22 protein-coding genes are annotated in these 22,820 nt (G+C 68.8%); 13 read left to right on the plus strand and 9 right to left on the minus strand.

The features are described 5' to 3' along the window. The first annotated feature begins 17 nt into the window (after positions 1 to 17). The 3 genes from dnaN (at position 18) to AB0H36_RS22475 (ending at position 2,450) form a co-directional block, all read left to right on the plus strand. On the plus strand, positions 18 to 1,151 hold the full coding sequence (gene dnaN / locus AB0H36_RS22465; RefSeq protein WP_360526454.1) for a DNA polymerase III subunit beta: 1,134 nt from the start codon (positions 18 to 20) through the stop codon (positions 1,149 to 1,151). A 12-nt stretch (positions 1,152 to 1,163) separates the two neighbouring features. Then, complete coding sequence (locus AB0H36_RS22470) at positions 1,164 to 1,868, plus strand: YdcF family protein (protein WP_360526457.1); 705 nt, start codon at positions 1,164 to 1,166, stop codon at positions 1,866 to 1,868. Positions 1,869 to 1,934: 66 nt separating this feature from the next. Then, positions 1,935 to 2,450, plus strand: a complete 516-nt coding sequence (locus tag AB0H36_RS22475; RefSeq protein WP_360526460.1) for a hypothetical protein — start codon at positions 1,935 to 1,937, stop codon at positions 2,448 to 2,450. On the opposite strand, the gene AB0H36_RS22480 is transcribed toward AB0H36_RS22475, so the two are convergent. Beyond that, positions 2,432 to 3,199, minus strand: a complete 768-nt coding sequence (locus AB0H36_RS22480) for an alpha/beta hydrolase (protein WP_360526463.1) — start codon at positions 3,197 to 3,199, stop codon at positions 2,432 to 2,434. The genes AB0H36_RS22475 and AB0H36_RS22480 overlap by 19 nt on opposite strands. Positions 3,200 to 3,394: 195 nt before the next feature. On the opposite strand from AB0H36_RS22480, the gene AB0H36_RS22485 reads away from it, so the two are divergent. The 3 genes from AB0H36_RS22485 to AB0H36_RS22495 all read left to right on the plus strand — a co-directional run bounded on the left by AB0H36_RS22485 (position 3,395) and on the right by AB0H36_RS22495 (position 5,599). Further along, a complete protein-coding gene (locus AB0H36_RS22485) occupies positions 3,395 to 4,366 on the plus strand; it encodes a LysR family transcriptional regulator (RefSeq protein WP_360526466.1) in 972 nt (323 codons plus the stop codon). 174 nt (positions 4,367 to 4,540) lie between these two features. Next, entirely contained in the window at positions 4,541 to 4,726 is a 186-nt protein-coding gene (locus AB0H36_RS22490) for a hypothetical protein (protein ID WP_360526469.1), read from the plus strand. A gap of 111 nt (positions 4,727 to 4,837) precedes the next feature. Continuing rightward, positions 4,838 to 5,599 (plus strand): GntR family transcriptional regulator, encoded by a 762-nt coding sequence (locus AB0H36_RS22495; RefSeq protein WP_360526472.1) that lies wholly within the window; start codon positions 4,838 to 4,840, stop codon positions 5,597 to 5,599. Between the two features lie 49 nt (positions 5,600 to 5,648). Here AB0H36_RS22495 and AB0H36_RS22500 read toward each other — a convergent pair whose 3' ends face one another. The 5 genes from AB0H36_RS22500 to AB0H36_RS22520 all read right to left on the minus strand — a co-directional run bounded on the left by AB0H36_RS22500 (position 5,649) and on the right by AB0H36_RS22520 (position 12,887). After that, a complete protein-coding gene (locus AB0H36_RS22500; protein ID WP_360526475.1) occupies positions 5,649 to 6,182 on the minus strand; it encodes a hypothetical protein in 534 nt (177 codons plus the stop codon). Positions 6,183 to 6,184: 2 nt separating this feature from the next. Continuing rightward, on the minus strand, positions 6,185 to 7,591 hold the full coding sequence (locus AB0H36_RS22505; RefSeq protein WP_360526478.1) for an Nramp family divalent metal transporter: 1,407 nt from the start codon (positions 7,589 to 7,591) through the stop codon (positions 6,185 to 6,187). Positions 7,592 to 7,753: 162 nt separating this feature from the next. After that, a complete protein-coding gene (locus tag AB0H36_RS22510; RefSeq protein ID WP_360526481.1) occupies positions 7,754 to 9,895 on the minus strand; it encodes an acetate--CoA ligase family protein in 2,142 nt (713 codons plus the stop codon). A 26-nt stretch (positions 9,896 to 9,921) separates the two neighbouring features. Then, positions 9,922 to 11,148: a formyl-CoA transferase gene (gene frc / locus AB0H36_RS22515; protein WP_360526484.1), complete on the minus strand. Its 1,227-nt coding sequence runs from the start codon at positions 11,146 to 11,148 to the stop codon at positions 9,922 to 9,924. A gap of 11 nt (positions 11,149 to 11,159) precedes the next feature. After that, entirely contained in the window at positions 11,160 to 12,887 is a 1,728-nt protein-coding gene (locus tag AB0H36_RS22520) for a thiamine pyrophosphate-binding protein (protein WP_360526487.1), read from the minus strand. Between the two features lie 288 nt (positions 12,888 to 13,175). On the opposite strand from AB0H36_RS22520, the gene AB0H36_RS22525 reads away from it, so the two are divergent. After that, positions 13,176 to 13,454, plus strand: coding sequence for a hypothetical protein (locus AB0H36_RS22525; RefSeq protein WP_360526490.1), 279 nt, complete (start codon positions 13,176 to 13,178; stop codon positions 13,452 to 13,454). Here the strand turns inward: AB0H36_RS22525 and AB0H36_RS22530 are convergent. Both AB0H36_RS22530 and AB0H36_RS22535 read right to left on the minus strand, forming a co-directional pair. Continuing rightward, positions 13,385 to 13,939, minus strand: coding sequence for a hypothetical protein (locus AB0H36_RS22530; RefSeq protein ID WP_360526492.1), 555 nt, complete (start codon positions 13,937 to 13,939; stop codon positions 13,385 to 13,387). The genes AB0H36_RS22525 and AB0H36_RS22530 overlap by 70 nt on opposite strands. Before the next feature lie 35 nt (positions 13,940 to 13,974). Next, complete coding sequence (locus AB0H36_RS22535) at positions 13,975 to 15,342, minus strand: OFA family MFS transporter (protein ID WP_360526495.1); 1,368 nt, start codon at positions 15,340 to 15,342, stop codon at positions 13,975 to 13,977. 197 nt (positions 15,343 to 15,539) lie between these two features. On the opposite strand from AB0H36_RS22535, the gene sucC reads away from it, so the two are divergent. The 3 genes from sucC to AB0H36_RS22550 are packed head-to-tail and all read left to right on the plus strand — an operon-like array spanning position 15,540 to position 18,472. Continuing rightward, a complete protein-coding gene (gene sucC, locus AB0H36_RS22540; protein ID WP_360526498.1) occupies positions 15,540 to 16,691 on the plus strand; it encodes an ADP-forming succinate--CoA ligase subunit beta in 1,152 nt (383 codons plus the stop codon). A gap of 12 nt (positions 16,692 to 16,703) precedes the next feature. Then, positions 16,704 to 17,600, plus strand: a complete 897-nt coding sequence (sucD, locus tag AB0H36_RS22545) for a succinate--CoA ligase subunit alpha (RefSeq protein WP_360526501.1) — start codon at positions 16,704 to 16,706, stop codon at positions 17,598 to 17,600. Continuing rightward, the gene (locus AB0H36_RS22550; protein WP_360526504.1) at positions 17,597 to 18,472 is read left to right on the plus strand and encodes a 2-hydroxy-3-oxopropionate reductase; all 876 of its coding nucleotides are present in this window, start codon (positions 17,597 to 17,599) and stop codon (positions 18,470 to 18,472) included. The genes sucD and AB0H36_RS22550 overlap by 4 nt, the downstream gene beginning before the upstream one ends. Here the strand turns inward: AB0H36_RS22550 and AB0H36_RS22555 are convergent. Further along, entirely contained in the window at positions 18,461 to 19,501 is a 1,041-nt protein-coding gene (locus AB0H36_RS22555; protein WP_360526507.1) for a LacI family DNA-binding transcriptional regulator, read from the minus strand. The two genes, AB0H36_RS22550 and AB0H36_RS22555, sit on opposite strands and share 12 nt — an antisense overlap. 126 nt (positions 19,502 to 19,627) lie before the next feature. Between AB0H36_RS22555 and AB0H36_RS22560 the strand changes: the two genes are divergently transcribed. From AB0H36_RS22560 to AB0H36_RS22570, 3 genes are read left to right on the plus strand one after another with little or no spacing between them, the layout of a single operon-like run. Next, complete coding sequence (locus tag AB0H36_RS22560; RefSeq protein WP_360526510.1) at positions 19,628 to 20,533, plus strand: sugar ABC transporter permease; 906 nt, start codon at positions 19,628 to 19,630, stop codon at positions 20,531 to 20,533. Next, entirely contained in the window at positions 20,533 to 21,456 is a 924-nt protein-coding gene (locus tag AB0H36_RS22565; RefSeq protein ID WP_360526513.1) for a carbohydrate ABC transporter permease, read from the plus strand. Before AB0H36_RS22560 ends, AB0H36_RS22565 begins: the two co-directional genes overlap by 1 nt. A gap of 11 nt (positions 21,457 to 21,467) precedes the next feature. Continuing rightward, positions 21,468 to 22,817, plus strand: a complete 1,350-nt coding sequence (locus tag AB0H36_RS22570) for a sugar ABC transporter substrate-binding protein (RefSeq protein WP_360526516.1) — start codon at positions 21,468 to 21,470, stop codon at positions 22,815 to 22,817. The last annotated feature ends 3 nt before the right edge of the window (positions 22,818 to 22,820 follow it).

The raw sequence follows: 22,820 nt of genomic DNA on the forward strand, positions 1-22,820 counted from the left end.
GATGGGGAGGAGTGGGCATGAAGGTTCGGGTCGGGCGTGAGGTGCTGGCCGAGGCGATCGGCTGGGTGGCGAAGGGGCTGCCCAGCCGGCCGAGTGTGCCGATCCTGGCCGGGATGCTGGTGGAGGCGGGTGACGGGCAGCTGACGCTGTCCGGGTTCGACTACGAGAGCTCGGGGCAGGTGACCGTGCCGGCCGAGGTGGCCGACGAGGGGCGGTATCTGGTGTCCGGCCGGTTGCTGGCCGACATCTGCCGCAGCATGCCGCGCGACTCCGTGGAGCTGAGCGGCGACGCCGCTCGGCTGCAGGTGAGCAGCGGGAGCTCGCGGTTCGTGCTGCATACCTTGCCGTTGGGTGAGTATCCGGCGCTGCCGGAGTTGCCTGCGGCGACCGGGGTGGTGAGCGGGGAGGCGTTCTCGCGCGCCGTTCACCAGGTGGTGAGCGCGGCCGGGCGGGACGACACGTTGCCGGTGTTCACCGGGATCCGGCTGGAGATCCGCGGGCCGAGGATCGAGCTCCTGGCCACCGACCGGTACCGGCTCGCCGTGCGGACGGTCGAGTGGGAGCCGGTCGACCCGGGGGTCGAGGCCAATGCGCTGGTGCCGGCCAAGCTGCTCGCCGACGTGTCCAAGGCGATGGCCGGTCACGACGTCACGCTCGCGCTCGGTTCGACCCGCACAGGGGACGGGTTGATCGGGTTCGGGGGCGCCGGCCGCCGGGCGACGAGCCGGCTGATCGACGGCGAGTTCCCGAAGGTCCGCAGCCTGATCCCGGCGCCGGCCGCGATCACCAGCACGGTCCGGGTGGAGACCGCCGTGCTGGTCGAGGCGGCGAAACGGGTCGCGCTGGTGGCGGAGCGGACGACGCCGGTCCGGCTCACGGTCGCGGACGGCACGGCGACCTTGGACGCCGGCAGCGGGGACGAGGCCCAGGCGTCGGAGTCCGTCGAGGTCACGCTGACCGGCGAGCCGGTGTCGACCGGCTTCAACGCCGGCTACCTGCTCGACGGCCTGGCCTCGATCGGCGCCCCGGTCGCGCACTTCGCCTTCACCCAGCCCACCAAGCCCGCGAACCTCACCGGCCTCCGCTCCCCCGACGACGCCCCGCCCACCGACTCCGCCTACATCCTGATGCCCATGCGCCTGCCAAGCTGACTAGGGTGAGTGATGGCTGAAGAGGTGATCGCGCGGTATCTGGCGCGGCGGGACCGGCTCGGGTCGGCTGATCGGATCGTGTTGATGGGCTCCGCTGTTCTGGAGTCGGTCGAGACCGCGGCCGACCTGTACCACCGACAGCTCGCCCCGCAGCTCCTGATCAGCGGCGGCATCGGCCACTCGACCCACTACCTCGAGGAAGCAGTCCGACGACGCGGACTCGACGTCGCCGCCACCGATCGCCCCGAGTCCCACGTCTTCCGGGACCTGCTTGTCACCAGGTACGGCGTGCCGTCCGACGCCATCGCGGTCGAGGACGAGTCGACCAACTGTGGCGAGAACGCGCGTCTGACCCGCCAGCTCGTCGATCGTCCGGAGACGCTCCTGCTGATCCAGGATCCGACCATGCAACGCCGGACGCACGCCTGCTTCGAGCGATCGTTCAGCGACCTGCCCGGGACGACGTTGATCAGCCACGCCCCGCTCATCCCGTGGATCGAGCCGGCCCACGTCAGCGCCGGCCCCAACCTCCCCGAGATCTGGAGCCGGCGCCGATTCACCGAGCTCGTCCTCGGCGAGATCCGGCGGCTGCGCGACGACGCCGACGGCTACGGCCCCCGCGGCCGGAACTTCGTCGACCACGTGGACATCCCACCGGAGGTTATTGCCGCGTACAACGATCTCGTCGCCGAGCACCCGGACCTCATCCGCAGGTAGCACGCCGGGATCACGCCGTGGTTTGACGATGTCGACGTCGTCTACTGGACGCTGTGGGCCGGCCTGTTGCCCTCCGCAACCGATCTGGTCCTGAACACCCAGTTCTCGCACTACTTCATCGCCGGTATGGCGCTCTGCCTGATCCACCGGTACGGCGCCAAACCGCAGTACCTCCTGATCGTCGCCGTTGCACTGGGCAACGCGATCTTCCGCGGCATCGGGTTCGCCGAGCGGGTCGGCGCCCGCTACGGCACCGAGATCCACCGCCCGGTCGTGATCGCCGTCATTGTGGTGATCTTCGCGGTCATGCTCGCGATCGCGACGCGGCTCACGCAGCACCTCGGCCGCCCGTGGTTCGCGGTCCTCGGCGCACTCACCTACCCGCTGTACTTGATCCACGCGCACGTCGGCTTCATCATCTTCGAGCGGCTCGGCGACCAGGTGAATCACGTCCTCCTGGTCGCCGCCACGATGATCCTGATGATCGCCGCAGCCGCCGCCCTGCACTACTGCGACGAGCGACCACTGGCACCGCGCCTCAAAAGCCTCCTTGCCGGCAGACGTCAGCTAGCGCTGAAGTAGCCGGTCAGGACAGCAGCCAGCGTCTCCGGCGGGAGCGTGTGGAACGTCCCGCCGTGCCCCTCCGCCGTACCGTTCGGCAGCGCGGCCACAGCCTCCTGCGCGGCCCGCTGCATCCACTCCGGGCTCGCGTTGCTGTACAGCCCGAGCACCGGCGTGGAGATGGACGACAGCAACGACACGGGTACGGCGCTGTCCCGCATCTGCAAGCCGTCGTACACGAGGGTGTGCGCCATCGCCTCCAGCCCGGCCCACATCGGCGTCTCCCGGATCTGGTCCACGACCTCTTTCGGCTGACCAACCGCCTCCACCATGAACAGCTCGGCCGCACCGCCCGGGTTTCCGGCGTCGACGTACTCCTGCAGCCGCTCCAGGTACCGCTCTGGCGCCGGCGGCGCGCCCTCGACGCGGAACGGCGGCTCCATGATCGCCACCTTCTCGAACGGCAAACCGGCCTGCAGCAGCACCATCACCCCGGAGGAGAACGCGCAGGCGTACCGCGCCCCGGTCGCCGTCCGCACGGCGTCCAGGTCCTCCCACTCCCGCTCCACCGCGTACGGCGTCGTGTCGCCGGAGTCACCGCGGCCGCGCCGGTCGTAGTTCACCACCGTGAACGAGCCGGACAACGCCTCGGCGTACGACGCGAAGAACGACCGGTCGGTGAACGCGCCGGCGATCAGCACAAGGCCCGGACCGCTGCCGACAGCGTCGTACGCGATCTCGGTGCCGTCCTTCGAGACAACTTTCTCCATCACCTGCTCCTTAGCAAACGGGACTCCCTACCCATCCGTCGAACGACCCAGTCCCGATGAGACTAGGTCCAATGTGATCCACATCACACGACACCGCCGCGACCCGCAGGACCTTCCCGGAGCCAAGCCACGTCACTACAGTTGGATTATGTATACAGACGACTGGTATGCGGTCCACCGGCGGGCCGGGTCCTGATGCTGCTCCGCCAGCTGGAGTACCTCGTCGCCCTGGCCCGGGAGAAGCACTTCGCCCGCGCCGCGGACGCCTGCTACGTGTCCCAGCCGTCGCTGTCCGCCGCGATCCGCAAGCTCGAGCAGGAGCTCGACGTGCCGATCGTCCGCCGCGGCCGCCGATTCGAGGGCCTCACCCCCGAGGGTGAGCGGGTGCTGCTCTGGGCGCAGCGGATCCTGGCCGAGCAGGACGCGCTGCGGCACGAACTGTCGGTGATGCGCGGCGGCCTGACCGGAACGCTCCGGCTCGGCGCGATCCCGACCGCGATGCCCGTCGTCTCGTTGCTCACCACCCCGTTCTGCGAACGGCACACGAACGCGAAGGTCACCATCGAGTCGCTGTCGTCGCGCGACATCACCCAGAAGCTCGCCGAGTTCGACCTGGACGTCGCGATGACCTACCTCGACGACGACACGCTCGGCCACGTCCGCAAGACGCCGCTGTACGAGGAGCGCTACCTGCTGCTCACCCCACAGCACACCAAGCTCGCCGAGTTGCCGATGGCCACGTGGGCGCAGGTCGCCGAGCTGCCGCTGTGCCTGCTCTCCCCGGACATGCGCAACCGCCGGATCATGAACGGCTACTTCACCGACGACGGCGTCACCGCGGCGCCGTCGATCGAGAGCGACACGGTCTCCGGTCTCTACAGCCATCTGCACGGCAACCACTGGTCGACCGTGATCTCGCACGCGTGGCTGCACATGTTCGGGGTGCCTGACGGCATGCGCGTAGTACCGCTCAAGGGCCCCGCGCACGGGCCGCGGGTCGGCCTGGTGATCGCGGCTCGCAGCCCCGAGCCGGTGCTCGCCCGCGCGCTCCTCGACGTCGCGCGACAGGCCGGCGTCCACAACGCGCTGGACGCGCTGCTCGACGTGCACCTCATGGGTTCCGGCTATCTCGACATAGCAAGCAAGTCTTTGACCGCCGGCCAGTGACCGGGCGACCGTAGAAATGCCCTCAACCCCCGCTGAGCGGGGTGTGTAAGCGGGATCACGTCGTACGTAACCGGGATCACGTGAGACATGGGCATAACCGGCTAGTACGGCTGGTTGAATGTATACAGAAGGCAGAATTCAAGCACGCTCCCACGAGGAGCAGGAAGGTACACAATGATCTTCACGCGTAGGTTCGGCGCTCTGGCGGCTCGCCCGCAGTTCCCGGATGCCCCGGAGCTGCAGCAGGAGCTGAACACCCCGGTCGACCTGGACGCCGAGCTGGCCCGGCTGACCGGCGACGACGTCCGGCTCGCCTCCGGCGACGACGACCGCCGCCGGGCGGACGAGTCGGCCGCCTGACCGGCACCCGGAATCCCGGGGCCGAAAAGCATATGTTCGGTCATGGCACTTGGTAGACTGTCTACCAAGTGCCATCCTAATCCCTTCAGCGCTTGTTCCGGGAAGGACCTCATGACGACCATCAGCACGGGTACCAGCGATCCCGTCTCCCCCGGTGTCCGGCACGTCAAGCGCCCGACGCCGTTGCGGGAGTCCGTCTACGAGGCCCTGACCGAGATGATCATCGACGGCACCCTCGAGCGCGGCCGGCACCTCGTCGAGGTCGAGCTGGCCGGCATGCTCGGGGTGTCCCGGCAGCCGGTCCGCGAGGCCCTCCAGCGGCTCAACAACGAGGGCTGGGTGGACCTGCGGCCGGGCTTCGGCGCGATGGTGCACGTCCCCGCCGAGGACGAGGTCGACCAACTGCTGGCGGCCCGTGCGGCGCTGGAGTCGGAGTCCGCCCGGCTCGCGGCCCGGCACGCCACGAAGGACGACGTGGCCAAGCTCAAGGAGCTCTGCAAGGTCGGCACGGCGTACCACGAGTCCGGTGACATCGACGGCGCCGTACGGACGAACGGCGAGCTGCACAGCCTGATCACGCAGATGTCCGGCAACAGGTTCCTGGTGGACTTCGCGGCCCAGGTGGACCGCCGGGTCCGGTGGTACTACACACCGGTCGCGCCCGTGCGTGGCGCCGCGTCGTGGCGGGAGCACAACCGGCTGGTGAAGGCGATCAGCGAGGGTGACGAGGACAAGGCCGCGCAGGCCATGCGCGAGCACACCGAGCACACTCGCAAGGCCTACCACGACCTCCAGGCCGCCAACGGCTCCGACGAAGCGGCTCCCGAGACCGAGGCAACTCCCCGGCGCCGCCGCCGTACGATCACAAGCTGAGCACAAGCGGTCGCCCGCAACCAGAAGGCTGCGGGCGACCGGCAGGGGATCAGGCGACACGCTTCTTGCGGCCGCGGCCGGTGGCGGCCTTGCGGGCCTCCAAGGCGGCGGCGAGGTGCGCGTACTGCTCCACGGTTCGCCTGGCGTAGATGTTGCGATCCAGGATGCGCGGCCACCAGTGGCGGCCGAGTTGCTCGTGCATCCAGAGGAAGCCGATCGCGAAGCCCATGCTCACCAGGGCACGGAAGGCGAGGAACTTCCACGGCTCGGGCGGCAGGCCCGGCGAGCCGGCCACCACCCACTCGGTCACCACCGAATGCACCAGCAGGGCGAGCGGGAAGCCGATCACCCAGTAGACCGCCGCCGGCGCGAACACACCGGCGGGGACTTTGCCCAGCGCGACCAGTACGGCGTACCCCGCGCCGAACAGGACCAGCGGGACGCCGAGACCGAGGCCGGTCGCGACCGCCCAGCCGAAGGGCTGGCCGACGAACGCGGCCAACCCTCCGGCGATGACTCCGGCCGAGGCGCCGACCGCGGCGGCCGGGACCGAGAACTCCGCGAGCTGCTTCAGGTCCGCCATGATCAGCCCACCGCCACACCGAAGCGGATCAGGCAGTAGAACAGCAGGCCGAGGTAGAACACCGCGCCGAACCCGATGATCAGGTTCCGCACCGGACCCGGCCGGATCGGCTTGGGCAGCAGCATGTTGTTCACCAGCAGCAACACGATGCAGTAGGCGCCCATCGCGAACGTGGACAGGAACGCGAGGATGTCCAGGATGCCCGCCGGACCGTCGGCCGGCCCGAACAGCAGGATCAGGATGCCGAAGGTGATCACGCCCCAGAGGAACCCGGCGTACAGCCTCGACATCGAGAACCGCTTGGCCCCCGGCACGAAGTAGTACGTCATGTCCGCCTGGCCGCGGGAGAACGAGTCGAACAGACCGAGGGTCGCGTTCAGCCCGATCAGCGCGATGAAGCCGAAGAACAGCGTGCCGAGGATCGGGCTGCCGGCCGACGCGAACGCATCCGACATGGCCTTCAGCGCCGCCTCCCGGTCACCGCCCTCGATCAGGCCGGCCACGTTCGGGTTGGTCCGGGCCGCCGACATCGCCAGCACGGTGAACGAGACCGTCACCAGCATGGTGATACCCCAGAAGAGCAGCAGCGCGTCGAAGGTGACCCACTTGCGCCAGCCCTTCCACTTCTGCATCTCGGCCGGGTCCTCGGTGTCGAACATGAAGCCCCGCGACGGCATCGACTCGGCCTCGCCGGCCGACCGCAGACCGCGGATCTTCGGGATGTGCGACCCCATCGCGGCGCCGCTGTCGCGCAACTGCAGGGTGTACCACATCTGCTGCATGCCGGACGGGCCGGCGAACGCGATCGAGCCGACCACGATCGGGAACCACGCGTCGGTCAGCGCCTTGTCCGGGAAGTACCCGAACGCGAACATGCCGGACACAGTGTTGGCCAGGTCGTCCCAGCTGCCCACGATCGCCGCGATCACCGACGTGCCGACCACCAGTAGGCCGATCAGCAGGCCGAGCAGCTTCTCGAGGAAGTTGTAGATCACCGAGAGCAGGCTGAACAGCACCCCGACGAAGATCAGCGCGACGCAGGCTGTCACCTGCCAGGGTATGCCGCTGATCTCCTCGAACGCGGCGGCGCCGGCCGACAGGTGGCCGGGCCACATGTAGATCAGGATCGCCGCGACGTAGAAGAACCACATCATCGGTTTGAAGATGCGGGCCGCGCCGAAGAAGATGCTCTCGCCGGTGGCCATCGCGTACCGGGCCATCTCCAGCAGCACGAACGCCTGCAGGGTGACGCCGACCATGAACAGCCAGCGGATGTCCGGCCCGAACACCAGGACGAGCCGGGGCCACATGTAGGACTCGCCCATCCCGACGCCGAGCGCGACCAGGAACACGGTCGGACCCAGGATGTGCAGCGAGGGCGGTGCGTCCGGAAGCTTCCGGATCGGCATCGGTTCGAGCCTGCCCGCTTTCCAGACCTTCTCGGTCACAGCTGCCGCGGCGGGCCCTTCGGGTACTTCTGAGGTGTTGCTTGTGACGTCCAAGGCGGACTCCTTAGATCGACGCCAACTAGCGGATCAACGCTCCCCCGCGCGCTCCCTTCCTCCAATCAGTCAGCCGAGCGGGCCGGCGTTGCGGGCCCAGCGGTATTTGGCACCGAGCACCTGGACCGGGGTCTCGGTGGTGTACGGGTAGGCGACCACACCGTGGTCGAACAGGTACTGACTGGCTTCCTCGACCTCGACGTCGCCGGACAGCGAGGCCACCACCGGCTTGTCGATGCCCTTCGCCCGGTACTCCTCGACCACCTCGGCGACCAGCTTCGCGAACACCATCGGCGGTGTCACGATGGTGTGCCAGTAGCCCAGGATCAAGGCGTGGATCCGCTCGTCGGACAGCCCGAGCGCGATCGTGTTCCGGTACGTCGACGGCGGCTCACCGCCGGTGATGTCCACCGGGTTGCCGGAGGCCCCGAACGGCGGGATGAACTTCTTGAACGCCTCGTCCAGGTCGGCCGGCATCGACATCAACTGCAGGCCGTTGTCCACGCAGGCGTCCGACAGCAGGACGCCGGAGCCGCCCGCGCCGGTGATGATGACGACGTTCTCGCCCTTCGGCGTCGGCAGCAGCGGGATGCCGCGGGCGAACTGGAGCATCTCGTTCAGACCCGGCGCCCGGACCACACCGCTCTGCCGCAGGATGTCGTCGTACACCTTGTCGTTGCCGGCCAGGGCGCCGGTGTGCGAGCTGGCCGCCCGCGCGCCCATGTCGGTACGGCCGGCCTTCAGCACGACGACCGGCTTCTTCTTCGACACCCGGGCCGCCGTCTCGGCGAACGCCCGGCCGTCCTTCAGGTCCTCCAGGTGCATGGCGATCAGGTTGGTGTCGTCGTCGTTCTCGAAGAACGTCAGGAGGTCATCCTCGTCGATGTCGGCCTTGTTGCCTACTCCAACGATCGCGGAGACGCCCATCCGGCTGGACCGGCTGAAGCCGAGGATCGCCATCCCGATGCCTCCGCTCTGTGACGAGAGCGCGACACTGCCCTTGACGTCGTACGGCGTGCAGAACGTCGCGCACAGGCTCTCCGGCAGGTAGTAGTAGCCGTAGATGTTCGGCCCGAGGATGCGCACGCCGTGCTTGCGCGCGATCGCCACCACCTCGTCCTGGAGTTCCTGCTCACCGGTCTCGGCGAACCCGGACGGGATCAGGATCGCCCCGGCCACGCCCTTCTCGCCGCACTGCTCGAGCGCCCCGCCGACGAACTTGGCCGGTACGGCGAACACCGCGACGTCCACATCCCCCGGGACGTCCAGGATGCTCGGGAACGCCTTCAGCCCGAGCACCTCGCCGCCCTTGGGGTTGATCGGGTAGATGTCGCCCTGGTAACCGCCGTTGACCAGGTTCTTCATCACCGAGTTGCCGATCTTGCCGGTCTCGTTCGAGGCTCCGATCACCGCGACCGCGCGCGGTTTCATGATCCGGGTCATCGCGGTCAGGATCTCGTCCTGGCTGTACCGCTCGACCGGCTTGCCGGCCTCGGCGTCGACGATGATCCGGAAGTCCACCGCGGTGGCGCCGTCCGGCCCGGCGAGCACCGGGTTGAGGTCCACCTCGGCGAACTGCGGGAAGTCGGTGACCAGGTCGGACAGCCGCTTGACCAGGTCGGCGACGGCCTCCTTGTCCACCGGCTTGGCGCCCCGGACGCCGTCCAGCATCTCGTGCGCGCCGATCCCGTCGATCATCGAGCGGGCCTCGTCGCCGGACAGCGGGGCCAGCCGGAAGGTGACGTCCTTCAGCACCTCGACCAGGACGCCACCCAGCCCGAACGCGACCACCTTGCCGAACGTCTGGTCGGTGACGGCGCCGACGATGACCTCCTGCACGTCGCCGCCGGTGACCAGCATCTTCTGCACCTGGACCCCGGTGATGTCCGCGTCGGCGTTGTAGGCTTTCGCATTGTCGACAATCTTCCGGAACGCCTCCTTCGCGGCGTCCTCGGAGTCGACCCCGACCACCACCCCGCCGGCGTCGGTCTTGTGCAGGATGTCCGGCGAGACGATCTTCAGCACGACGGGGAAGCCGATCTCGGCCGCCAGGCCGGCCGCTCCCTCGGCAGTCGTGGCCAGCCCCTCACCCGGCGTCGGGATGCCGTACGCGTCCGCGACCTGCTTGGCCTCGGGCGCGCTCAGCGAGGTGCGGCCGTCCGCCAGAGCCTGGTCGAGGATGGTCCGGACTGCTGCCTTGTCATAGGTCATGCCATTAGCTCCAATTCGCGAAGAGGTCAGACGACGCCGGCGGCTTTGAGTTCCTCGAGCTCGGCGGTGTCGATCCCGAGCCCGCCGTAGATGACGGAGTTGTGCTCGCCGAGACCGGGTGAGGTCTCGACCTGGACCGGGGAGTCGGACAGCTTGATCGGGCAGCCGACGGTCTTGAAGCTGCCGCGTTCGGCGTGCTTCACCTCGACCACGGCGCCGAGCTCGGCCAGCGTCTCGTCCTCGATCAGCTCGCGCGTGGACATGATCGGGCCGCAGGGCACGTTCAGCGCGTTGAGCCGGTCCATCACCTCGAACTTGGTGTGCTGCTCGGTCCACTGCTCGATCAGCGCGAACATCTTGTCCAGCTTGCCGAGCCGGGCTGCCGGGGTGGACCAGTCCGGGTCGTCGGCCAGCTCGGGCTTGCCGATCAGGTTCGCGATCGGGGCCCAGCCGGGCGGCTGGACGATCACGTAGATGTAGTCGTTCGGGCCGCCCGGAGCGCAGCGCAGCGCCCAGCCGGGCTGGCCACCGCCGGAGGCGTTGCCGGACCGGGGCACCTCGTCACCGAAGTGCTCGTTCGGGTACTCGCGCAGCGGCCCGTGCGCCAGCCGCTGCTGGTCGCGCAGCTTGACCCGGGTCAGGTTCAGCACGGCTTCCTGCATGGCCACGCTGACCCGCTGGCCCTTGCCGCTGTGCGTCCGCTGGTAGAGCGCCGCAAGGATGCCGGCGACCAGGTGGATCCCGGTGCCGGAGTCACCGATCTGGGCGCCGATCGCGGTCGGCGGCCCGTCCTCGAACCCGGTCGTGCTCATCGCGCCGCCCATCGCCTGGGCGACCACCTCGTAGGCCTTGAAGTCCTCGTAGCGGCCCGGGCCGAAGCCCTTGATCGAGGCGAAGATCAGTTGCGGGTTGATCAGCTGCAGCCGCTCCCAGGTGAAGCCCATCCGGTCGATCGCGCCGGGAGCGAAGTTCTCCACCAGGATGTCGACGTCCTTCACCAGGTCGGTGAAGATCTCCTTGCCCCGGTCGGACTTCAGGTTCAGCGTGATGCTGCGCTTGTTGCAGTTCAGCATCGTGAAGTAGAGGCTGTCGACGTCCGGGATGTCGCGCAGCTGCTGGCGGGTGATGTCACCGGTGGGCGCCTCGAGCTTGATCACATCGGCGCCGAGCCAGGCGAGAATCTGCGTGCAGGACGGTCCGGACTGCACGTGGGTCATGTCGAGAACACGGACACCTTCGAGGGCCTTTGTCATGCTGGGTCCCCTTACTTGTACATCGTCTGGTTCATGGTTCCGGGGGCGTACGCGTCCGGGTCGACCCAGACGTTGATCAGCGACGGCAGCCCGGACTCGCGGGCGCGCTGCATGGCCGGCCCGATGTCCTTGGGGTCGCGGACCTCCTCGCCGTACCCGCCGAGCATCTTGGCGAACTCGTCGTACCGGACGTCGCCGAGGGTGTTGCCGACCCGGCCGCGGGCCTGGCCGTACTTGACCTCCTGGCCGTAGCGGATCTGGTTCATCGAGGAGTTGTTGCCGACGACACCGATGAACGGGAGGTTGAAGCGGACCAGGGTCTCGAAGTCCCAGCCGGTCAGCGAGAACGCGCCGTCGCCGAACAGCGCCACCACTTCCTTGTCGGGCCTCGCGTACTTGGCCGCCATCACGAACGGGATGCCGACGCCGATGGTGCCGAGCGGGCCCGGGTCCATCCAGTGGCCGGGCGACTTCGGCTGCACCACGCCGCCGGAGAAGGTGACGATGTCGCCGCCGTCGCCGATGTAGATCGAGTCCTCGGTGAGGAACTCGTTGATCTCGTGCGCCAGCCGCAGCGGGTGGATCGGGTTCGCGTCCGACAGCTGCTTCGGCAGCCGCTTCTGGTACGCCGCGTCCTCCTGGGCACGGAGCTCGGCGAACCAGGCCTTCCGGTCGCCCGCTTTCTGGATCCGGCCCGAGGCCGCCTGGGTGACCGCGGCCAGGATCGCGCCCGGGTCGCCGACCAGGCCGAGGTCGATGTCGCGGTTCTTGCCGACGGTGCGGTAGTCCATGTCGATCTGCACCACGGTCGCGCCCTTCGGCAGCCGGCGCCCGTAGCCCATCCGGAAGTCGAACGGCGTGCCGACGATCAGGATCAGGTCGGCGTTGTTGAACCCGTACCGGCGGGACAGGTGGAAGTGGTGCGGGTCGCCGGGCGGCAGCGAGCCACGGGCGGAGCCGTTCATGTACGCCGGGATGTTCAGCTTCCGGGCGAACTCGACCGCGGCGTCGGTGCCGCGTGAGGTCCACACCTGGGTGCCGAGCAGCACCACTGGCTTCTCGGCCCGGACCAGCAGGTCGGCCAGCGCCTCGATGTTGGCCGGGTCGCCGATGCTCTTGGTCGAGGCCCGGTACCGGCCGGGCTCGGGGACCGTCGCGGACTCGACCGGGACCGAGTTGTCCAGGATGTCGCGCGGGATCTCCAGGAAGGACGGGCCGGGGGCGCCGTTGAAGCACTCGCGGAACGCCATCGACACCATGTCGGCGACCCGCGCGGTGTGCGGCACGGTCGCGGCGAACTTGGTGATCGGCGTCATCATGTCGACGTGCGGCAGGTCCTGCAGGGACCCCATCTTGTGCTGGTTCAGCGCGCCCTGGCCGCCGATCAGCAGCATCGGGCTCTCGGCCCGGAACGCGTTCGCGACGCCGGTGACGGCGTCCGTCGTCCCAGGGCCGGCGGTGACGACCGCGCAGCCGGGCTTGCCGGTCATCCGGGCGTAGCCGTCGGCCGCGTGCGCGGCGACCTGCTCGTGCCGTACGTCGACCACCGCGATGCCCTCGTCGACACAGCCGTCGTAGATGTCGATGATGTGGCCGCCGCAGAGGGTGAAGATCACGTCGATCCCCTCGGCCTTGAGCGCCTTGGCGACCAGGTGACCACCTGAGATCGTCGCCGGCTGTGACTCCTCGGGCCCCTTCACCTCAGCAGCTGGTTGGGTCTCCGACACTGTCTGCGCCATCTGCAGTCATCTCCTCGGAAGGGCCGGTGGTACGGCTTGAATGTAGATTGCATACCGTATGGTGTAGTCGTAGTCTTATCGCACGCCGTGGTGGTTGTCCAGAGTTCGAAGCGGTGTCCTGTGGCGGGCGTCATTCGAGCGATTCCGGTGTCCAGGTGCGTGCATCGCGGTGCTCGAGAAGTGGCCTCGATGCGGAGCATCGTGGGCGCTGCTCGAGTGCCGTGAGGTGCGTGCATGGGCGCCGGAAGCGCCGAAGGACGCCCGCCACAGGACACAACGGAGGCTGCGATGACGATTCACGAACATCTCGACCGGACCCGCGAGGCCGTGCAGGCGTTGGAGAAATCCCTTCTGGCGTTGAGGAATCAGCTCGGTCCGCATCTCGACGTACTGCGGTTGATGGACGATCTGCAACGGTGTGCGGCGGACCTGGAGCGCCTCGAGCAGCAGGTCCGCGCACCCCGCAGGCGCGAACTGGTGGTGATCCCGGACGGCGACTACGACCACGGCTTCTGGGCGGACGTCGAACACGAAGGCCTGGGAGCACCTGGTCGCCGGGCACCGTGAGCGGCCAGACATTGCTTCAGTAACTGCCTCAGACGTACGTCGCGGTCACCGTTCGAGAGCCGGGCGGTGACCGCGACTGCTTCTGCGGCGTGCTCGGTGGCGACGAAGGTCCGGTAGAACGGCTCGCTCCAGCCGAACCGGCCGAGCAGCGGCAGCCACCAGCGAGCCGCTCCCCCGGGTTCCTCGCGCCCGCTCATCAGGTGGATCGCGGTCTGGTGCGCGTTCGCCAACCGGACGCGTTCGTCCTTCGTGAGCTCGCCGCCCGCGAGCGCTGTCGACACACACAGCGCGACAACGCGGGCGGACGGTTCGAAGCCGGTCTGCGCCGTACCGAGGAAGCTCGGCGCCAGCGGGAGCAGGGCCTTGCGGCCGGCGGAGCTGCTGTGGTCGTGCACCGCTCTGGCCACCGCGCTCAGGGTGGGATGCACGCAGGTCGGGCGATCGGTCCACGGTTCCCGGGCCAGCTTCGACACCAGCTCCATCACGCACGGATCGGGCCGTGCAACCCGGCCGTAGCCGTTCACTCGCCCGACCCGGCGACCGGTGTACCCAACTGCGGGCGAACCGGCAACGCCGGCCGACCTGGTTGTTTCAGGAACCGCACGATCAGCGCCGTCAGCACGCCGAGCAACCCGGCACCGAGGAACAGCGGCCGATACCCGACGGACGCCACCACCGACGCGGCGACACCGACGCCGACGAGTCCGCCGGCAGCCTTCGCGGAGTACAGGATCGCCTGGTTCTGCAGCAGGCTGTTCTCGCCGAAGAACTCCACCACCAGATTCGCCATGATCGCGTAGAACGCACCGCCACCCAGCCCGGCGAACATGGCGCACAGCACGAACACCCAGCCCGCACCCGCCTCCCCCGCGATCACGAGCCCGACGTGTGTGAACCCTTCGACCATCAGTACGGCGGCCAGCACCCGACGCCGGCCGAACCGGTCCGAGAGGTGCCCGGCCAGCGATCGGCCAAGACCGTTGACTGCGGCAAGCATTCCGGCCACGAACCCGGCGACCGCGACGCCCAGCTCCGCGGTGACGGCGTAGCTCACGACGAAGGCGATGCCGAAGAGGGAGAGCGCCGTACTCAGAGCGAGTGTCAGCCACATCAGTGGGAGGGCGCCGGTGCGCATCGCCTCGGCCGGGCGGTAGTGGCGGACCGCGGGCGCGTTGTGCGGGATGTTCCGGTTGAGCTTGCGGTCGATCGCCCACACCTGCGCGTCGATGTGGGCGGGCCACCAGTGCCGCGGCGGGTCCTTGAGCACGCCGCCGGCGATCAGCACGATCACGACGGCGACCAGCGCGGTCAGGTCGAAGACGATCCGCTGTCCGGTTGTCGACTGGAAGATTGTCAACAATGCGATGCTCGGCACCGCGCCCACCGCGAACCCTCCGGTGACGAAACCGATCGTGGCGGTGCGGCGATCGGGGAACCATCGTGCGGCCGTAGTGATGCAGGCCGCGTACACGAGCCCGGCGCCGGCGCCGCCGACCACCGCGTAGCCGAGGACGACGAACGGATAGCTGTCCGCATGCGCGAGGGTCACCAGCCCGATCGCGCCGAGCAGACCGCCGACGACAACGAGCTGGGTCGGCGTCGCCCGCCGTACTCGCTGGGCCCAGGCGGCCGGGATCGCGATCAGTGCTTGGCAGGCGACGAAGACGGCGAGCAGCCACATGGTCGCGACGGCGTCCCAGCCACGTCCGTCCTGCAAGCCGATCGCGGCGGATCCGAAGGAGTACTGCAGTGGGCTGATGGCGACCATGCAGGCCCAGGTCGCCCACAGTTGCCATCGACGGGAGTGTCCGGTCAGTTCCTCGGCGTCCTCGCCGATGCGGTACTGCCGTCCGTAGACGTCACGCACGTCCCGGGGCTGTACCTTCACTGTCCCCACCCCGCCACCCCGGTCTGGATACATGGCGTGATTCATATCGCCTCCTGACTACTGCATACCGTATGAGATCTGTGGTACGCCTCCCCGGCGCGGCTGTCCAGACCTGGGGCGTTCCAACCCCCGCCCTTGTGACCAGATTGCATATCGCATACAGTCGTCTGAACACAGCTACGAGCCGGGAGGCTGACGTGGACCTGATGGAGTACCAAGCCAAGGAACTGTTCGCCCGGCACGGCGTCCCGGTGACGCTCGGCCGGGTGGTCGAGGACCCGGCGGACGCTGCCGCGGCCGCCGCGGAGCTCGGCGGCCGGGTGGTGGTGAAGGCGCAGGTGAAGACCGGCGGCCGCGGAAAGGCCGGCGGCGTGAAGCTGGCCGGCTCCCCCGACGAGGCCGTGGCCAGGGCCGGCGAGATCCTCGGCATGGACATCAAGGGCCACACCGTCCGCCGGGTGCTGCTCGCGCCGGCCGCAGACATCGCCGAGGAGTACTACTTCTCCTTCCTGGTCGACCGGGCCAACCGCGACTATCTCTGCATCGCCAGCACCGAGGGCGGTGTCGAGATCGAGGAGGTCGCGCACACCAAGCCGGACGCGATCGCCAAGGTCGCGATCGACCCGGCCGTCGGCGTGGACGAGGCCAAGGCCGCCGAAATCGTCGCGGCCGCAGGCTTCCCGGCCGGCGCGGGGGACGTCGTCCGGAAGCTCTGGGACGTGTTCATCACCGAGGACGCATCCCTGGTCGAGGTGAATCCGCTGGTCAAGCTGGCCGACGGATCGCTCGAAGCCCTCGACGGCAAGGTGACTCTCGACGAGAACGCGGCGTACCGGCACGCCGACCACGCGAACTTCGAGGACAAGGCGGCCGCGGACCCGCTGGAGGCCGCGGCCCAGGAGAAGGGCCTGAACTACGTCAAGCTGGACGGCTCGGTCGGCATCATCGGCAACGGCGCCGGCCTGGTCATGTCCACCCTCGACGTGGTCGCCTACGCCGGTGAGCCGTACGGCGTGAAACCCGCCAACTTCCTCGACATCGGGGGTGGCGCGTCGGCGGAGGTGATGGCGAACGGACTCGGCATCATCCTCGGCGACGCCCAGGTCCGCAGTGTGTTCGTGAACGTGTTCGGCGGCATCACCGCCTGCGACGCGGTGTCGAACGGGATCGTCCAGGCGCTCGCGCTGCTCGGCGACCAGGCCGACAAGCCGCTGGTGGTCCGGCTGGACGGCAACAACGTCGACGAGGGCCGCCGGATCCTTGCCCAGGCCAACCATCCGCTGGTCACCGTGGTGGACACGATGGACGGCGCCGCCACCCGTGCCGCCGAACTGGCAGCGCAGAACTGAGAGGCATGTGAGATGGCGATTTTCCTGACCGAGCAGAGCCGGGTCGTCGTGCAGGGCATGACCGGGTCCGAAGGACAGAAGCACACCAGCCGGATGCTTGCCGCGGGCACCAACGTGGTCGGCGGCGTGACTCCGGGCAAGGGCGGCCAGTCGGTCGACTTCGCGAAGCGGTCGATCCCGGTCTACGGCTCCTGCGCCGACGCGGTGAAGTCGGCCGGCGCGGACGTGTCGGTGGTCTTCGTACCGCCGAAGTTCACCAAGGGCGCGGTGATCGAGGCGGTCGACGCGGGCATCCCGCTGGTGGTGGTGATCACCGAGGGCGTGCCGGTGCACGACACCGCCGCGTTCTTCGCCCACGCGCAGGCGTCCGGCACCACCCGGATCATCGGGCCGAACTGCCCCGGAATCATCAGCCCCGGCCAGTCCAACGCGGGCATCATTCCCGCCGACATCGCGGGTCCGGGCCGGATCGGGCTGGTCAGCAAGTCCGGCACGCTGACGTACCAGATGATGTACGAGCTGCGGGACTTCGGGTTCTCCACCGCGATCGGGATCGGCGGTGACCCGATCATCGGGACCACCCACATCGACGCGCTGCAGGCGTTCCAGGACGACCCGGACACCGACGCGATCGTGATGATCGGCGAGATCGGCGGCGACGCCGAGGAGCGCGCGGCGGCGTTCATCAAGGACAACGTCACCAAGCCGGTCGTCGGCTACGTGGCCGGCTTCACCGCCCCCGAGGGCAAGACCATGGGCCACGCCGGCGCCATCGTCTCCGGCTCCTCCGGCACCGCAGCCGCCAAGCAGGAGGCCCTCGAGGCCGTCGGCGTCAAGGTCGGCAAAACCCCCACCGAGACCGCCAATCTCATGCGAGCCGTGATGGCCGTCGAGGAGGTCGCGGTATGACCACGATTGGTTTCATCGGGCTCGGGATCATGGGTTCGCACATGGCGGCGAATTTGGTCCGGGCCGGACACACTGTGACTGGGTACGACGTCGTACCGGCGGCCGTGGATCGGTTGGCGCAGGCCGGTGGGAAGCCGGCCGCGGACATCGCCGACGCCCTCAACGGTGCCGAGGTGGTCATCACGATGCTGCCGGACTCGCCACAGGTCGCCGAGGTCGTCCTCGGATCGGGTGGCGTGCTCGCTGCCGTGCAACCCGGCGTACTGCTCATCGACATGAGCTCGATCGCGCCGGAGACCTCGCGCGAGGTCGCCACGGCCGGGGCCGAGCGCGGCGTACGAGTGCTCGATGCGCCGGTGAGCGGCGGCGAGCAGGGCGCGATCAAGGCGTCGCTGTCGATCATGGTCGGCGGCGACGCGGCGGACTTCGCGGCGGCCAAGCCGATCTTCGAGGATCTCGGTCGGACCATCGTGCACGTCGGCGGCCACGGCGCCGGCCAGACCGTGAAGGCGGCGAACCAGCTCCTGGTGGCCGGCATCATCAGCCTGGTCAGCGAGGCGATCGTGCTGCTGGAGGCCTCTGGAGTGGACGGCGAACGCGGCCTCGAGGTGCTCGCCGGCGGGCTGGCCGGCAACCGGATCCTCGACCTCAAGGCCGGCACGATGCTGGCCCGTCAGTTCGAGCCCGGCTTCCGGATCGACCTGCACCACAAGGACATTGGCATCGCCCTCGCCTCCGCCCGGTCGGCCGGCGTCGCCCTGCCCGTCACCGGCGTGGTCGCCCAGCTCGTCGCCGCAGCCCGCGCCCAAGGCCACGGCTCCCTCGACCACTCCGCCCTGCTGAAGGTCGTCGAGCAGCTGTCAGCTCGCTGACTTGCGGGGCGGCGCCGTACTGCTCCGGACCACCAGTTTGGTCGGTACGGCGACCGGGTCGTGGTGGTGTTCGCCGGCCTGGATCTCGCGGATGAGCGCGTCGACGCTGAGCCGGCCGACCTCGGCGAAGTTCTGCCGGATCGTGGTCAGCGGCGGCCAGAAGTGCGCCGCCTCCTCCATGTCGTCGAAGCCGATCACGCTGATGTCGTGCGGCACCACCCGGCCCCGCTCGTGCAGCGCCCGCAGCAACCCGAGCGCCATCTGGTCGTTCGCGGCGAACACGGCCGTGACGTCCGGATTCGCGGCCAGCTCGCGGCCGGCCTCGTACCCGGAGCCCGGTGTCCAGTCGCCGTCCAGGACCGGCGGGACCTCGCGACCGCGCTGCTTCAGCGTCAGCTCCCACGAGCGCCGGCGCCGGTCCGCGGCGAACGACGTCGGCGGGCCGCCGAGGTGCCACACGGTCTCGTGCCCGAGGTCCAGCAGGTGCTCGGTGGCCAGCCGGGCGCCCTGGGCCTGGTTCGTGTCCACGATCGGGTAGTCGTAGTGTGCGCTCGAGTCGACCACCACGACCGGCAGCCCCTCGGGCAGCAGTACGCCGGCCTCGTCCAGCGTGTGCGCCTCGATCAGGATGATCACCCCGTCGACGGCCTGCTCCCCCAGCCGGCTGAACGCATTCGTCACCGCGCTCTGGTTCACGTCGAGCACGGGCAGCAGGTTGATCGCGTAGCCGCTGATGGTGGCCGCCGCGGCGACCGCGTCCAGCGTCCGCGTCGTACCGAAGCTGTGCAGCTCGAAGACGATCACGCCGATACTGCGGAACTGCCCGTTGCGCAGCGCCCGGGCGGCGCTGTTCGGGCGGTAGCCGAGCTCGCGCATGGCGGCCTGGACCCGGTCCCGGGTGGCCGCGTCGACGTTGTGCCGGTCGTTCGCGACCCGGGACACCGTCTGCCCGGACACGCCGGCCAGCCGGGCCACGTCGGCCATCGACGGACCGCGCCGCCGCCGGACCGCAGGCTCCTCCGCTGACATCGTCACCCCTCCTCGCTTGTGCCCGCAGTGTAGACATGTTGACGTAAACACGCTACCGTCTCGGCGATCGATGTTGACGTCAACATCGCGTGTCGGCGACAAGTCACGAAGGAGGCCGGCGGGCGCATGAGTCAGTCCGTAGCACTACGCCGGAGGCGTGGGAGGTTCGGTCAGGACGGGAAGGGATGGGTCTTCGTCGGCCCGTTCCTGGCCGTGTTCGCGCTGACCTTCCTGGCCCCGATCGGGTACGCGATCTACCTGAGCCTGTTCCGCGACCAGGCCTTCTTCGGCGGCACCGTGTTCGTCGGCCTGGACAACTACACCGAGGCGCTGCAGGACCCGAAGTTCTGGGAGGCGTTCGGCCGGGTCGCGGTGTTCCTGGTCGTCCAGGTGCCGGTGATGCTGGGGCTGGCGCTGCTGGCCGCGCTGGCCATCGACAGCGCCCGACTGCACGGCGCGAGCTTCTTCCGGATCGTGATCTTCCTGCCGTACGCGGTGCCGGGCGTGGTCGCGGTGCTGATGTGGGGCTACATCTACGGCGACAACTTCGGCCTGGCCGCGAACCTGAACGACCTGTTCGGTACCACCGCGATCCAGCCGCTGAGCGGGAGCTGGATGCTGCCGTCGATCGCCAACATCGTCACCTGGGAGTTCGTCGGCTACAACATGCTGATCTTCTACTCGGCGCTGCGCACGGTCCCCGGTGAGCTGTACGAGGCGGCCGCGATCGACGGCGCCGGCACCTTCCGGACGATCCGGGCGGTGAAGCTGCCCGCGCTGCGCGGCGCGATCGTGATCGCGACCATCTTCTCGATCATCGGCAGCTTCCAGCTGTTCAACGAGCCGAACATCCTGCGGACCCTGGCGCCGAACGTGATCACCACGTACTACACGCCGAACATGTACGCCTACAACCTGTCCTTCGCCGGGCAGCAGTTCAACTACTCCGCCACCGTCGCGATCGTGATGGGCGTCATCACCGCGATCATCGCGTACGTCGTCCAGCTGCGCGGCTCCCGGGAGGCCCTCTGATGAGCACCTCGACCACCACCGTGGACGCTCCGCGGGCCGTGCGTACGGCGCCTCGCGCCAACAAGAAGGCCACGTCGCCACTAAGGCCGCGGAAGTCGCCGCTGCTGACCGGTCTGATGGTCCTGTACCTGATCTACACGCTGGTCCCGCTGGCGTGGTTGCTGATCAGCTCGACCAAGACCCAGGCCGACCTGCTGTCGACGCCGGGCCTGTGGTTCGGCAAGAGCTTCGCCCTGTTCGACAACATCAAGGACACGCTGACCTACAACGACGGCATCTTCCTGCAGTGGCTCGGCAACACGCTGCTGTACGTCGTCGTGGGGGCCGGCGGTGCGACCCTGCTCGCGACCGCGGCCGGCTACGGCCTGGCGAAGTACAAGTTCGCCGGCCGCCGGGCCGTGTTCGCGGTGCTGCTCGGAGCGGTCGCCGTACCGGGGACGGCGCTCGCGGTGCCGACGTTCCTGATGTTCTCGAACCTCGGCCTGACCAACACGGTGTGGGCGATCATCATCCCGTCGCTGGTCAGCCCGTTCGGGCTGTACCTGATGTGGGTGTACTCGACCGAGGCGGTGCCGCCGGAGCTGCTCGAGGCGGCCCGGATCGACGGCGCCGGCGAGGTGCGGATCTTCTTCACCGTCGCGCTCCGGTTGCTGGCCCCGGGCATCGTCACCACCCTGCTGTTCGCGGTGGTGTCGACCTGGAACAACTACTTCCTCCCGCTGATCATGCTCAGCAAACCCAACCTCTACCCGCTCACGGTCGGGCTCACCCAGTGGAGCAACCAGGCGACCGGCGTGGGTGCCCGCCCCATCTACAACCTGGTGATCACCGGCTCGCTGCTGACCATCGTGCCCCTGGTGATCGCCTTCCTGCTCCTTCAGCGCTTCTGGCAGTCGGGCCTGAGCGCGGGCAGCGTCAAGTGAAAGGAACACCGATGAAGTCACATTGGCGTGGCCTCCGGCAACTGGTGGTTGCCGGAGCCGCTCTCACCGCCCTCGCGGTCGTGGCTGCGTGCGGCGGCGGGTCGGACACCTCCGGCAGCGGCAGCCAGACCACGGGCTCGCCCGACGCCGTCGACGCCGCGCTGAAGGCCGGCGGCACGATCACCTACTGGAGCTGGACGCCGTCGGCCGAGGCCCAGGTGAAGGCGTTCATGGCGCAGTACCCGAACGTGAAGGTGAACTACGTCAACGCCGGCACCGGCAACGACCACTACACCAAGCTGCAGAACGCGATCAAGGCCGGCTCGGGCGCCCCGGACGTGGCGCAGATCGAGTACCAGGCGCTGCCGCAGTTCGCGCTGCCCGGCTCGCTGGTCGACCTGAACCAGTACGGCTTCAACCAGTACGAGTCGGCCTACACCGCCTCGACCTGGGCCGCCGTGCACGCCGGCGGCGGGCTCTACGGCCTGCCGCAGGACTCCGGGCCGATGGCGCTGTTCTACAACAAGGAGGTCTTCGACAAGTACGGCATCGCCGTGCCGAAGACCTGGGACGAGTACGTCGCCGCCGCGAAGAAGCTGCACGCGGCCAACCCGAAGGCCTGGATCACCAACGACTCCGGTGACGCGGGCTTCACCACCAGCATGATCTGGCAGGCCGGCGGCCAGCCGTTCAAGACCGACGGCAAGAACATCACCATCAACCTGCAGGACGAGGGCTCCAAGAAGTGGACCTCGACCTGGAACCAGCTGGTCGAGGGTGGTCTGGTGTCGCAGATCCCCGGCTGGACCGACGAGTGGTTCAAGGCGCTCGGTGACGGCACCATCGCCACGCTGCCGACCGGCGCGTGGATGCCCGGTGTGATGGAGGCGTCGGTCAAGGCCGGCGCGGGCAAGTGGGCGGTCGCCCCGATGCCGACGTACGACGGCCAGCCGGCCACCGCGGAGAACGGCGGCAGCACCGAGTCCGTGCTGAAGCAGAGCGCCAACCCGGCGCTGGCGGCGGCGTTCGTGCGCTGGCTGAACCACGACGAGGGCGTCAAGCCTTTCCTCGCCAGCGGCGGCTTCCCGGCCACGACCAAGGATCTGAAGGACCCGGCGTTCGTGGACAAGACGAGCGCGTACTTCGGTGGCCAGCAGATCAACCAGGTGCTCACCGGCGCGGCCGACAACGTCGTGAAGGGCTGGAGCTACCTGCCGTACGAGCTGTACGCGAACAGCATCTACGGCGACACGGTCGGCAAGTCGTACCAGTCCAAGTCCGACCTGAACACCGGCCTGCAGGCCTGGCAGGACGCGCTGGTGGCCTACGGCAACCAGCAGGGCTTCCAGGTGAACGGCTAGCCG

It is taken from the genome of Kribbella sp. NPDC050820, from assembly GCF_040653975.1.
Lineage (GTDB): Bacteria > Actinomycetota > Actinomycetes > Propionibacteriales > Kribbellaceae > Kribbella.

What these genes read in the sequence shown, in the direction of transcription:
- dnaN (WP_360526454.1), top strand. Translation starts at nt 18, where the DNA reads ATGAAGGTTCGGGTCGGGCGTGAGGTGCTGGCCGAGGCGATCGGCTGG.
- AB0H36_RS22470 (WP_360526457.1), top strand. Translation starts at nt 1,164, where the DNA reads ATGGCTGAAGAGGTGATCGCGCGGTATCTGGCGCGGCGGGACCGGCTC.
- AB0H36_RS22480 (WP_360526463.1), bottom strand. Translation starts at nt 3,199, where the DNA reads ATGGAGAAAGTTGTCTCGAAGGACGGCACCGAGATCGCGTACGACGCT.
- AB0H36_RS22485 (WP_360526466.1), top strand. Translation starts at nt 3,395, where the DNA reads ATGCTGCTCCGCCAGCTGGAGTACCTCGTCGCCCTGGCCCGGGAGAAG.
- AB0H36_RS22490 (WP_360526469.1), top strand. Translation starts at nt 4,541, where the DNA reads ATGATCTTCACGCGTAGGTTCGGCGCTCTGGCGGCTCGCCCGCAGTTC.
- AB0H36_RS22495 (WP_360526472.1), top strand. Translation starts at nt 4,838, where the DNA reads ATGACGACCATCAGCACGGGTACCAGCGATCCCGTCTCCCCCGGTGTC.
- AB0H36_RS22500 (WP_360526475.1), bottom strand. Translation starts at nt 6,182, where the DNA reads ATGGCGGACCTGAAGCAGCTCGCGGAGTTCTCGGTCCCGGCCGCCGCG.
- AB0H36_RS22505 (WP_360526478.1), bottom strand. Translation starts at nt 7,591, where the DNA reads ATGCCGATCCGGAAGCTTCCGGACGCACCGCCCTCGCTGCACATCCTG.
- AB0H36_RS22510 (WP_360526481.1), bottom strand. Translation starts at nt 9,895, where the DNA reads ATGACCTATGACAAGGCAGCAGTCCGGACCATCCTCGACCAGGCTCTG.
- frc (WP_360526484.1), bottom strand. Translation starts at nt 11,148, where the DNA reads ATGACAAAGGCCCTCGAAGGTGTCCGTGTTCTCGACATGACCCACGTG.
- AB0H36_RS22520 (WP_360526487.1), bottom strand. Translation starts at nt 12,887, where the DNA reads ATGGCGCAGACAGTGTCGGAGACCCAACCAGCTGCTGAGGTGAAGGGG.
- AB0H36_RS22525 (WP_360526490.1), top strand. Translation starts at nt 13,176, where the DNA reads ATGACGATTCACGAACATCTCGACCGGACCCGCGAGGCCGTGCAGGCG.
- sucD (WP_360526501.1), top strand. Translation starts at nt 16,704, where the DNA reads ATGGCGATTTTCCTGACCGAGCAGAGCCGGGTCGTCGTGCAGGGCATG.
- AB0H36_RS22550 (WP_360526504.1), top strand. Translation starts at nt 17,597, where the DNA reads ATGACCACGATTGGTTTCATCGGGCTCGGGATCATGGGTTCGCACATG.
- AB0H36_RS22555 (WP_360526507.1), bottom strand. Translation starts at nt 19,501, where the DNA reads ATGTCAGCGGAGGAGCCTGCGGTCCGGCGGCGGCGCGGTCCGTCGATG.
- AB0H36_RS22560 (WP_360526510.1), top strand. Translation starts at nt 19,628, where the DNA reads ATGAGTCAGTCCGTAGCACTACGCCGGAGGCGTGGGAGGTTCGGTCAG.
- AB0H36_RS22565 (WP_360526513.1), top strand. Translation starts at nt 20,533, where the DNA reads ATGAGCACCTCGACCACCACCGTGGACGCTCCGCGGGCCGTGCGTACG.
- AB0H36_RS22570 (WP_360526516.1), top strand. Translation starts at nt 21,468, where the DNA reads ATGAAGTCACATTGGCGTGGCCTCCGGCAACTGGTGGTTGCCGGAGCC.